Below are 10,924 nucleotides of genomic sequence, written 5' to 3' on the forward strand. Positions count from 1 at the left end.
ACGGCCGCGAAGACCGGCGCCGTCACCGTCCGCGTCACCTTGGACTCCTCGTTGGGCCTCGCCCAGACCATCGCCGAGAAGTACCACCCGTAAACCGGGCGAGTTCGTGGTGGCCGCCCGGCACGTCGCCCAGAGCGACCTCGCTGCCCGACGGAAGCGCTGATGCCTCAAGATCATGACTTTGCCGGGCGTGTCCGTGCTCGTCCCAGCGCCGTCCACCGGACGGGCGCGGGGCTCGACGCGCCGTGAGTTGCACTGAGACAGACAATCAACTGATTGATTCTCACGGGGCTGGTCGCCGTCCTTGGTCCTGCGAGAGGGTTCCAAGAAGGCGGCAGTGCGGCATGTGCGCACTCGATCTGTTGCCGCGCCGAGTGTTCAGGCACATCCACGAGAGAGGGAAACACACCCCTATGCGCGCCCTTGTGGTCGATCACAGTGAGGCCGGACCCGTTCGGTTCGCCGATGTCGATGAGCCCGTGCCGTCCACCGGTGAGGCGCTGGTGTAGATACGGCACATCGGTCTCAACTTCGGAGAGCTGAATTACGTGGACCAGTGGCCAGCCGGCGCTGTGCACGGTCACGACGCGGCGGCCATCGTGGTGCGCGCCGCATCCGACGGCTCGGGGCCGCCCGAAGGTACGCGCGTCGCCGTGGGAATGGCTCCCCACGCGTGGGCGGAGCGGGTGGCAGTCAGCCCCGCCTCGCTCGGCACCGTCCCCGAGGGTGTCGATCTGGCCGACGCCGCGGCGTCGGGGATCGCCGAAGTCACCCCTCTGCGAGTGCTGCGCAAGCGTTCCCTGTTGGCGCGCAACGTGCTGATCACCGGCGCCAGCGGGGGCGTGGGGCATTTCGCCGTCCAATGTTGAGGTGTCGCGTATTCCTCGTTGAGGCGGTGCGTGGTGGCACCGTGTGTGGTCGCCGATAGGCGGCCGCGGTGCGGACCGCCAGCACGCCGCCCATGCAGTAGCCGGCGGCGCTCACGGGGCTGTCCGCGACCAGCGACGAGGCGGCCATCCAGTTGAGGTACGCGCCGGCGTCCCGCATCGCCAGCTCGGGCGTGAAGGACCGGACGAGCGGCATGATCTTCTCGAAGATCTGCGGGCACTCGGCGGGGTTGATGTGCTCGGGCAGCTCCACCACCGGGGCCCGGCCGGCGTAGAAGGCGTGGGGCACCAGCACCGTGTAACCCTGCCCGGCCAGTCGCCTGGCCATCTCCTCCAACGCGGGGCGCAGCCCAAAGGCGTCCATGCATCGCAGGACACCGGGGTGGGGTACGCCGTCGTCGGGGTGGGCGAGATAGGCGTCGGCGGTCCCGTCCGGTGTGGGAAGACCGAATTATTCGCCGTGCACGTGGGTCATCTCACCACCTTTCGTCAGGCATCCGGGCGACGCATGACAAGGAGCCGCCACCCAAACCCACCAGTTGAACTCATCCAGTAACAGAAGCCGTTACAACTAAGCTTGTCATTTTACCTTCGGTGATCGGCTTGAGGTTGTTCGATCTGATCACCCACATGGGGATCTGCCAGACACGGCGATGACCTCCGTCTCACGCTGTGTGATGTCGAGTCGCACACCAGAGCCGGAGGTCGTCGGTGTCGATTGTGGTCCCTGAAGCCGTTCGCCAGCGGGCGATCGCGGAACTGCCCTCCTTTCGAATGGACTTGTACGCCGCGATGCCCCGCCGCGCGGACGCACTGTTCGAGCTCGACGCCGACCGCCTGCGGACCGCGATCGCGGCCCGCAGCGCGCCTCGCGGTCCGGGCGCTCGGATCGTGCTCGCCGTCGACGTGACCGCCTGGCTGCGGCCGGACGCCAACACCAGCGACGGCCGTTCCTTCTGCCACACCTACGGCCGACGCGAGAACACCCACGAGATGGTGCCCGGCTGGCCCTACTCCTCCGTCGCCGCCCTGGAGTCGGGCTCGACCTCGTGGACGGCCCTGCTGGACGCCCAGCGCCTGGAACCCGGCGCGGACACAGCGGCCGTCACCGCCGTCCAACTGAGAGAGGTCCTGCACGGAATCTTCAACGCCGGGCACTGGAAGATCGGCGACCCGCCGGTGCTGGTCGTGGCGGACGCCGGCTACGACGGCCCGCGCCTGGTCCAACTCCTGCGGGACCTGCCCGTCCAGGTCGTGGTGCGGATGCGCTCCGACCGGGTCTTCTTCAACCCCCTCCCCGACGACTACCGGGTGGGCCCCAAAGGCGGCAAACCCCGCAGTCACGGAGCCCGGTTCGCACTGGCCGATCCCACGACCTGGCGCGATCCCGACACCGACACCGAGCACACCACCCGCCGATACGGCACCGCCCGAATCCGGGCCTGGCACCGCCTGCACCCACGCATCTGGCGACGCTCCGCCTGGAGCGACCACCAAGGCCAACTCCCCATCGTCGAAGGCACCCTGATCCGACTCGACGTCGACCACCTGCCCTCCGGCGGCACCCCGAAACCGGTCTCGCTGGGGTACTCCCACCCCACACCCTCCGATGACGACACCGACACCGCCTGGCACGCGTTCCTGCGGCGCTTCGACCTGGAACACACCTTCCGCTTCCTCAAGCGGGACCTCGGCTGGACCCGCCCGAAGCTACGCGAACCCTCAGCGGCCGACCGCTGGACCGCCCTGGTCCTGGCCGTCCACACCCAACTCCGCCTCGCCAGGCCACTGTCCGCCGACCTCCGCCGGCCCTGGGAGAGACCGCAGCCCGTCGAACGCCTCAGCCCCGCCCGGGTCCGACGCGGGTTCCGCAACATCCGCACGCGCCTGCTCTGCCCAGCTCGTGTTGCGAGACCTTCCCGCCCCGGTGCCGGGCGCCCAACCGGCCGGCCCAACCGCCGTCGAGCCCCCACCTACGACGTCGGACTCGCCCTGGTCACCAACCAATAGGAGCGCCTCGGCGTCGACCGGGGCGGCGAGCGTCTTCACCGGCCCGTCCGCGCACAGCACCGCGTCCGTCAGCTCGAATAGCGCATGGGCACGGGTGCACAGACAGTCGTAGAACTCAACCCGAAAGCGGGACAACATGCCCAACGCCTCGCCTGCGGGCGGGTAGAGAGGGAAACTCATACGCAGCGGCTGTTCTCTCGTGCTTCGTGGCTCGACATCTCGAAGTGTGGAGAACGGCCGCCTCCGTCGTCCCGGGAAGAATCGCAGATCAGCAGGTCGAGTGACCGACGAGGTAAAACGCCAAGCTCGGACCCTACGGGGTGTCACCGACGATCAGGGCCGATCACGGTTTCCCCGAACCCGGCGCCCGATCTCACTGCTTTCAGCACTTGTACCGTTGCTCATCGCGAGCAGCGCGCTACGGCGAAGGCGTCCGTGGCGGGCGCCGTGGAGAAGGCGGCCTGAGCAGTTCAGCGGCACACCCGCGACCCTTGGCGAGGCCGGGCCCGACCGGCGGGCCCGGCCCGATTCAGAGCTTGTGGGTGAATTCGCTCGCGGGACTGGTGGGCGAGGTGGCCACGCCGACCGTCACGGTGACGTTCACCGTGTCGACCCCCCGGGGCACCTTGGCAGTGAGCTTGGTGTCGGAGACGAAGCTGACGTGCTCGGAGACGGCGCCGTTGAACTTGACGACGGCGTCCTTGGTGAAGCCCGAACCGCTGATGGTGACCGTGGTCAGGGCCGACCCGACGTTCGGGTCCACCTTGCTGACCACCACGGGCGCCGGCCCACCGTAGGCGAACTGCGCGAGTGGGCAGGCAGCGGAGGTGCCCAGCCGGTGGGTCACCTGGACGTCGACGAGGCCGACCCCGTCCGGCACCTTGGCGGTGATCTGGGTGCCGGCCGGGTTGACCGTGACGGTGCCCGGGTCGCAGGCGATGGGGCCGAAGTCGATGTGGTTGCCGAGCTTGACCGGGCTGAAACCGGCTCCGGTGATGACCACCGAGGATCCGCTGTTGCCGAAGGTGGGCGTCATGCCATAGACCACCGGCGCGGCGGGCGGGATGGGCGCCCCGACCAGCTTCAGGTAGAGGGGGTCGCTGTGCTGGTACGCGACCTGGCCCAGGAAGTCGGCGACCGTGCTCCTGACCAGGTCCCCGTCGTAGAACTGGTACGTTGTATTCAGGGACACGGTCGTGCCCGGCTGGACGTACTCGTAGTTCTTCTTGAGCTCGTTGATCTTCTCGATCAGCCCCGTCACCACGGGGTTCGCCTTCGGCCCCGGGTCGGGGTACCACTTCTTGGCACTGTCGAGGCTGTTCCAGGCGAGCGGCACCATGTCGTAGAAGTTGACCACGTGATCGTTGATGACCCACGGCACGCTGTTGACGAAGGTGGCGAAGCTCTGCAGGCCGGCAGTGGGAGCTGCGAAGGTAACGAGCCCGAACTGCGGGATCTTCTTCCAGCTCTGCGCCTGCGCCCGCAGGTACGGCGCAAGCATGGTCGCGATGCAGCCGCCCAGGCTGTGGCCGGTGACGAAGACCGTCGGCGGGCTCGGCGCCGCTTCGACGAGGGCCCTGAGTGCCTGCACCAGCGTCGTGCCCGGGCTGCCGAAGGCACTCTCCGGCACCGACTCGCCCAGCACCTCGCCGACCTCCGACAATGACGGCGAGTGCATTGTGGCGACCTGCGTGAACGCCGCCATGGCCCCCTTCGACACCGCGATCGCCTGCGAACCGGCCGGGGTGAACGGGACGACCGTGCCGATGTCGAGGTCCTCCAGGATGTCGGGAAGACTGCCGATCGTCCCGCGGCTGACCACCGCGAACTGGTTGGATTTGTCGATGGTCCGGGCGATGTACGCCATGTTGGCGTTGTCCGGGCTCAGCGCCAGCCAGGCCACCTCCCAGACGCCCTTGGTCGCCAGTGTGGTGATCCTCAACTGCTGGTTGATGCCCATGACGGCGCGTGCCGTCTGCTCCGTCCGGGTCTCCCCGGACGGCCGGGGTGTCGCTGAGGTGGCCGCCAGCGCGGACAGGGTCATGCATACCTGATGAACCACCGACAACGATGGCTGTTCACTCGTCATGAATTGGATCGTATTCGACCTGTTCTCTCGACCGACGAACTGACACACCATCACATTCCTTCGACCGAACGAGGTTCCCTTGACCTCACCGAGTGCCACCGCCGGGTGTGTCCGGCGCCGCCAACGGCCCTGTCCCGTAATCGGTGGTAGCTAGGGGTGACCGGCGTCGTTGGCATGGTGTGCGAGATGTCAACGAGCTTGTGAGTGTGGTGTTTTCAGGGTGGAATGCGCCCGCCGCCTCGACGTTGCGCTGAACACCGTCAAGCGGTACGCCCGCATGAAGGAACCCACTGCAGAACGCCGCGCGCCCCGCTACAAGCCCACGCTGGTCGACCCCAACCGCGACCACCTGCGCCGACGCCGGGCCGAGGACCCCGCGGTGCCCGTCACCCACCTCCTGCGTGAGATCAAAGAGCAGGGCTACACCGGCAGCGCGAACCTCCTGGTCCGCTACCTCACCCAGGGTCGCGCCGAGGGCGACAAACCTGTCACCACCCCGCAGCGCCTCGCCCGCCTTATCCTCAGCTGTCCGGAGAACCTGCGCGACAAGGACACCGCCCTGCTGGGGGAACTCACCAAGGCTTGCCCCGAGATGACCGAACTTGCCTGCCTGACCGGAAAGTTCGCGCAACTGATGACGCCAAAAGAGGGCAACGACGCCAAGCTCACCGACTGGATCACGTCGGTTCGCTCCGTTGACCTGCCCCACCTGCACTCCTTCGCGAACGGCCTGGAACTCGACCGGGCCGCCGTCGACTCCGGACTCACTCTCCCGTTCCACAACGGCCGCACAGAAGGCGTCAACGCGCGAACCAAACGGATCATGAGGCAAATGCACGGCCGAGCCGGGTTCCCCCTGCTCCGCCACCGCATCCTCCTTCGGTGATCACTACAGAGCGCTACCACCGATTACGGGACAGAGCCGAAGACCACCGTACAGACCCGCACGGGGGAGTTTCGCCACCGCCCGCGACCTGCGCCGGTGAGTTTCACCCCTAGGCCGGTGAGTTTCGCCTTGGCGCCGCTGCCCCGGCCGGAAACCCACCGGCGTAGGGATGGGATCGGGCACCTTGATACCCGGCCCCGCTCGAGTCGGCCGTTGAGGGCGGGGGACTCGTACGGGTGACCTTCCCGGCGTGGCCGGACAGGGGCTGGCTGCGTCGGTACGGTCGCCGGATGGTCAGGACGTTGCGGTTGGCGGTGGCGCAGAGCACGGTGCCCGAGGACCCGGCCAATCGGGCGGCGGTCCGGGCGGCTGGCGAGGATATCCGGGCGCTGATGGTCGAGCCAGCCGGGGCGGGGGCGCGGCTGGCGCAGTTCCCGGAGGGCGCTCTCGTCTACCCGGACAAGCGGGTGGTGGCGACCGGCCCCGACGGCACCCCGGTGCCGGCGGACTGGAGCGGCGCCACGTGGGACGTCCTGCGCCAGGAGGCACAGCGGATCGCCGCTCTTTCCGGGGAACTGCGCCTGTGGACGGTTTTCGGGTCGCTCCACCCGCTCACGCCGCCGGCGCGTCCGCACAACAGCCTCTACGTCGTCTCCGACCAGGGCCGCCTGGTCGCCCGCTACGACAAGCGGTTCCTGTCGAACACCGAACTGTCCTACCTCTACACCCCCGGCCGGCCCGAACCCACGGTCTTCGACGTCGACGGCGTCCGCTTCGGCCTGGCGATCTGCATCGAGGCGAACTTCTCCGCCCTGTTCGCCGAGTACGAACGCCTGGACGTCGACTGCGTCCTGCTGTCCGTCATGGTCGACGACCCCGCCCGCGCCACCGTCGCCCAGGCCTACGGCACCCTCTACAACTACTGGCTCGGCTAAGCCGTCCCCGCCCAGTTCGCCGCCGGCGCCCCGTCCGGCATCGTCGCCCCCGGCGGCCGCTGGCTCACCCGCGCCCCGGCCGACAACCGGCCCGCCCTCGCACTCACGGACCTCGACCTCGACTCCACCGAGGCGGACATCGACACCGCACTCCGCTGAGCCCGGCCCTGGCGAACGCTGGCCCGCGCCGGCCTCTACACCGACCAGCGTGCTGACGGCGACCCCAGGAGCCGCAGCCGCACTGTGTTCTGATCCGCAGTGGAAGGTTGGACTCCCGCCGCTGAGCTGCGATGGGAGTTTCGTCGGCCCGGTGGTGAGGGGAGCTCGGCCGGTTGGTGGCGGGTGCCGCCGGTCCGCCTGCGGTAGCCGATCCCCGCCGCCGAGCGACGCGGGCCCTCGCTACACCGCCGCAGCCGCGACCGACTCGTCGTCGATGTGCTGGAGCCGGCACCAGCGAGGATGCATCCGCACCGCCCAGCGACCAACCCTCCGGTGACGCCCCGGCCGCGGAAGGCAGCGAGGCCGCCCGGCCCCGCTGGCCTGCCAGACCAGATCGGCCATCACGGGATCCAGCAGCGCCCGTGCGACCGCCACCACCTCAGGGAAGACCGCCGCGTCCCGCGCCACCGCCCGCGACCGCCAGAAGTCCCCGCTCGCGTCCCCACTCGCCAGGGCGTGCCGCCGCGCGGGCCACACCCGCTCGTCCGGCCACTCCAACGCCAGATCCCACCACCGGCACACCACCGCCCACGCCAGCGCGACCACCTCGATTCGGTGGCCTGGCGCCAGCCGTTTCGCGAATCGCACAGCCGGGCGACCGCTCCGGGGATCGCTATCGAGGTCGGCCATCGCTCGATCCGTCCGTCGAGCGGCCGTCACAGAGTCGGCCCCTCGACGGAGGCGATCAGAGAATCGGCTCGCAGCCGATCGCCTTGCCTCCTGCGGTGAGGAACTGTCGTAGGAGGTCTTTTTGGTCGGGGAACAGGAAGGGCTTTTCGAGGCCGTTCGTGTAGCCGCCGTTGACGGTGAAGAAGACGTCCTTGCCCTGGCAGGTGGCGACGAGTGTCCCACCCGCGACCCAGCGGGCCCGTCCGACATCGGACGACTCCTTGCCGTCCTTCTGAGTCAGGGCGGTGGTCCGTGGCTCGGTCGTGATCGCGAAGATCTGTGCCCGGCTGTCGTAGCTCGGGTCGCCGCCGATAGTGCAGGACCAGATCGGGCCGAACGCGGTGGTGACCTGTTGCGGCATGTGCCACTGGGCCTCAGGGTTTTTCGCGGGCGCGAACCCGGGCAAGCCGCAGAGGTTGGCCCAGTCCGGGTCTGTCTCGGCCCCGTTCGCGGACAGGCTGTTCGGAGCGGCAAGCTTCCGGTCCGCGCACGAGCGTGTCTTGGCCGCCGCGTTGGCGAAGGCCACAGCCAGTCGGGCCCTGGCTTCGTCGTTGCCGGTCTCGCTGGTGCGGATTTCGGCGCGCAGGCCCTTCTGGCAGCCATCGGGGAGTACGGCCCACGCTGCGGACGGGGTCACCGAGCCGGCCGAGTCGCCGGAGAAGAGCCGGGCGTCGGACGCGGCCAACTCCGCGGGGTCTTCCTTGCTGTTGAGGACGACGGTGAAGCGCACAGTCTTTTCGGAGGTGTTGAACAGACCGGAGCTGACCGTGGCGGAGCAGCTGTTCCCGGTGGACGTCTCCGTCGCCGAGTAGTAGATGCTCTTGCGCTCGCTGATCCGGCCGGACCCCAGGAGGTCGTGCACTTGGTCAGCCGTGGCGGCGCCGTCGCATACGCTGTCCGGCCCGCCGAGGTTCGTCAGCCGGTACAGCGCGAACCCCACCGCCCCGACCGGGACGAGAGACAGCGCCAACACCCCCACCGCCAGCCGCACGCGCAGTCTTCGGGTGGTGAACCCGCGCCGATTGAGCGCCGCGCCGATGCGCCCGTCAGGGCTGTCGGAGTCGTCGGGACGGTCGTTGCGCATCGTTTCCACCATCCTCACGACCGCCCGAACACGGTGCGGTAGGTGCCGTCGATGGCGACGTTGTAGGTGGTGCGCGCGTCCGTCTTGAGCTGCTGCGACACGCTCCCGGTCAAGTCCGCGGCAGCGGGGTCCGTCCCGAACTTGGCCACCCTTTCGTCGATCATCTTGTTCAACTGGTTCTGTCCCGCTGAGAAGTGGGAGCTCAGATTGCCCTGAAGCTGGGAGTCTGCCAGTGCCTTGGCGTCGTTGGCGTACTGGGCGGTCCCGACATCGACCAGGCGCTGCGCGACGTCGCCCACTCCCGGAATCAGGTTCGCTGGTGTGCCGAGCAGGTGGTAGTTCATCTTCGCGTCCCAGTCCGCCTTCGCCTTCTCGGAGTCCGTGTGATCCGAGGAAGTGTCGGCGAACACCGCGTCAAGTGCGCCGAGGGCGGAGCCGGCCTCCTGGGTGAATGAGTGGAGCTTGTGGTTCGCGCCGCCCACCGCGTCAGGCTTGAACGCCTCGGGGCCGTAGTCGCCGAGACGGAGGGCGATCTCCCGGGTCTCGGCGCCGTGGATGATCGCGAAGGAGGAGGGATCCTCAGCGGCGCCACGGATCACTCGCAACAACTGGTCGCGCTGGACGGTGAGCCCGTCCGGCTGGGCATGGCCGGCCAGCTCCTTGCCGAGGATCTCGTGCATGTCCGGCGCGTAGTCGGCGATCATGTCGGCCATCGGTCGACGGAGCGCGGCCGGCAGGCTGGCCTTGTCCCCGGGGCCGCTGCCGGCGAAGGACTTGAGCGTCTCGTCCATGATCTGGGACATGACCTGGTCGTGCGGACGGAGCGGCGGCTGGTTGCCGTGCGGGTCCCGACCGGTCGTGGCGGCCTCCAGGGCGTCGCCGAACGCGGCTCGGGAGGTGTCACGCACGAGGTCGTCCACCTGGTTCTGCTCGTAGCCCTGGTTGGGCCACTTCCGCTCGTGCAGCAGGTGGTCCAGGTTCTTGCTCTTCGCCGGGTCGAAGAAGTCCTTCGACGCCCCGGGGGCGTGGCTCAGCGCAGTCATCAGACCGCCCATCGGGTCGGTCTGGTTGGTGAGGGCACTCCAGTTCGGCCCCCAGAGCTCTTCGCCCTTGGTCTTGCTGTTCCGCTCGTAGTCGACCAGGTCGTTGCCGACCTTGAGGAGGAACGACTTGTCGAACGTCCCCTTCGCCCCCATCAGCGTCGTCAGCGCCGGGTAGTTGTCGTTGTACCCCGCCGCGGACGCCCCCGGGCGGCGGGCGGCGGCCAGTAGGCCGTCCTCCCAGGCTTTGCCCATCCCGCCGTCGCAAGTGGCGGTGGCCAGAGCGACGGACAGGTTGCCGTAGACGTCCTGGTAGCCCTTGGCGTTGTGATTGCCGTGGGCCAGGTCGCCGTAGACCTTGGAGTACTCCAGCAGCGCGTCCGGGCCGGTCTTGCCGCCGCAGTCGAGGCCGTTGAGCAGCGTGGTGGAGAAGTCCTTGTTCTCCGCGTTGGCGGCCATGAGGGCCTGCAACTGCTTCAGCTCCGGATCGCTGAGGCTGCCGGCCTTGGACATCAGGTCCTTGGCCCGGTTGGCGTCAGCGATCGGGCCAGCGCCGTACGGCTTCGGGTTGAATGAGGTGGTGCTGGTGCCGATGTCGCTCTGGAGGGCTGCGGCGGCCGTCTGATCGGCGGCGGTGGCCCGATCGACAGCCTTGCCGAGGCGGGTGGAGATCGCGTCGGCCTTGGCCCGCATCTCGGTGTTGTACTTCTTGGCGGCCTCGACCCCGTCGGGGTCGTTCCGCGAGCCGGGCAGCGGGGGCCAGCAGACCTCGCCATCGGGGGTGACAGTCAGCTCCTCGGTCTTCGCGTCGTAGATCGCGGTGAGGAGGTCGTTGTGGGCCGCGCGGAACTCCTCGGCGGCGGTGGTGATGATCGCGGCGAGGGCGGTCGCGACTGCCGACGCCTGCTTGAAGTCGGTGTCCACCCCCTCCAATGCCGAGTTCGCGTTGGCCGCCGCCACGCCCTTCCAACCGGCCCGCTGCGCCGTGCTGGTGAGGTCCTTGCGGACCCTGAATCGCTGCGGGTTTGACCGAGACTCCTTCTCTTGGAAGGATCGAGTCCGTTATGAGGAAGCCATACCCCAGTGAGGTCCGGGAGCGGGCGGT

Annotated in this window: 6 protein-coding genes and 4 pseudogenes; 4 read left to right on the forward strand and 6 right to left on the reverse strand. The window is 68.7% G+C overall.

What is annotated here, in order from left to right:
- Positions 1-413 precede the first annotated feature (413 nt).
- Positions 414-863: pseudogene (locus tag ACH4J0_RS41980) on the forward strand (alcohol dehydrogenase catalytic domain-containing protein); the annotation flags it as partial.
- A gap of 61 nt (positions 864-924) precedes the next feature.
- On the opposite strand, the pseudogene ACH4J0_RS41985 reads toward ACH4J0_RS41980, so the two are convergent.
- Positions 925-1,362 (reverse strand): annotated as a pseudogene (locus ACH4J0_RS41985) (dienelactone hydrolase family protein); the annotation flags it as partial.
- Positions 1,363-1,661: 299 nt separating this feature from the next.
- Between ACH4J0_RS41985 and ACH4J0_RS41990 the strand changes: the two are divergent.
- Positions 1,662-2,897 (forward strand): transposase, encoded by a 1,236-nt coding sequence (locus ACH4J0_RS41990; RefSeq protein WP_396246466.1) that lies wholly within the window; start codon positions 1,662-1,664, stop codon positions 2,895-2,897.
- A 27-nt stretch (positions 2,898-2,924) separates the two neighbouring features.
- Here the strand turns inward: ACH4J0_RS41990 and ACH4J0_RS41995 are convergent.
- Positions 2,925-3,077 (reverse strand): annotated as a pseudogene (locus ACH4J0_RS41995) (transposase); the annotation flags it as partial.
- 349 nt (positions 3,078-3,426) lie between these two features.
- Positions 3,427-4,941: an IPT/TIG domain-containing protein gene (locus ACH4J0_RS42000; RefSeq protein ID WP_396246467.1), complete on the reverse strand. Its 1,515-nt coding sequence runs from the start codon at positions 4,939-4,941 to the stop codon at positions 3,427-3,429.
- Positions 4,942-5,147: 206 nt separating this feature from the next.
- On the opposite strand from ACH4J0_RS42000, the pseudogene ACH4J0_RS42005 reads away from it, so the two are divergent.
- Both ACH4J0_RS42005 and ACH4J0_RS42010 read left to right on the forward strand, forming a co-directional pair.
- Positions 5,148-5,872 (forward strand): annotated as a pseudogene (locus ACH4J0_RS42005) (transposase); the annotation flags it as partial.
- A 290-nt stretch (positions 5,873-6,162) separates the two neighbouring features.
- Positions 6,163-6,807 (forward strand): carbon-nitrogen hydrolase family protein, encoded by a 645-nt coding sequence (locus ACH4J0_RS42010; RefSeq protein WP_396246468.1) that lies wholly within the window; start codon positions 6,163-6,165, stop codon positions 6,805-6,807.
- 399 nt (positions 6,808-7,206) lie between these two features.
- Here the strand turns inward: ACH4J0_RS42010 and ACH4J0_RS42015 are convergent, their stop codons facing one another.
- Genes ACH4J0_RS42015 through ACH4J0_RS42025 form a run of 3 tightly spaced genes read right to left on the reverse strand, consistent with a single transcriptional unit; the run spans position 7,207 to position 10,779 of the window.
- Positions 7,207-7,656: a hypothetical protein gene (locus ACH4J0_RS42015; protein ID WP_396246469.1), complete on the reverse strand. Its 450-nt coding sequence runs from the start codon at positions 7,654-7,656 to the stop codon at positions 7,207-7,209.
- A 55-nt stretch (positions 7,657-7,711) separates the two neighbouring features.
- On the reverse strand, positions 7,712-8,779 hold the full coding sequence (locus tag ACH4J0_RS42020) for a hypothetical protein (RefSeq protein WP_396246470.1): 1,068 nt from the start codon (positions 8,777-8,779) through the stop codon (positions 7,712-7,714).
- Positions 8,780-8,793: 14 nt separating this feature from the next.
- Positions 8,794-10,779 carry a hypothetical protein gene (locus tag ACH4J0_RS42025; RefSeq protein ID WP_396246471.1) on the reverse strand — a complete coding sequence of 662 codons (1,986 nt, stop codon included), beginning with the start codon at positions 10,777-10,779 and terminating at the stop codon, positions 8,794-8,796.
- Between the last annotated feature and the right edge of the window lie 145 nt (positions 10,780-10,924).

Source organism: Kitasatospora sp. NPDC017646 (assembly GCF_044329365.1).
In the GTDB taxonomy this organism is placed as follows: Bacteria; Actinomycetota; Actinomycetes; order Streptomycetales; family Streptomycetaceae; genus Kitasatospora.

What these genes read in the sequence shown, in the direction of transcription:
- ACH4J0_RS41990 (WP_396246466.1), top strand. Translation starts at nt 1,662, where the DNA reads ATGGACTTGTACGCCGCGATGCCCCGCCGCGCGGACGCACTGTTCGAG.
- ACH4J0_RS42000 (WP_396246467.1), bottom strand. Translation starts at nt 4,941, where the DNA reads ATGACCCTGTCCGCGCTGGCGGCCACCTCAGCGACACCCCGGCCGTCC.
- ACH4J0_RS42010 (WP_396246468.1), top strand. Translation starts at nt 6,163, where the DNA reads ATGGTCAGGACGTTGCGGTTGGCGGTGGCGCAGAGCACGGTGCCCGAG.
- ACH4J0_RS42015 (WP_396246469.1), bottom strand. Translation starts at nt 7,656, where the DNA reads ATGGCCGACCTCGATAGCGATCCCCGGAGCGGTCGCCCGGCTGTGCGA.
- ACH4J0_RS42020 (WP_396246470.1), bottom strand. Translation starts at nt 8,779, where the DNA reads ATGCGCAACGACCGTCCCGACGACTCCGACAGCCCTGACGGGCGCATC.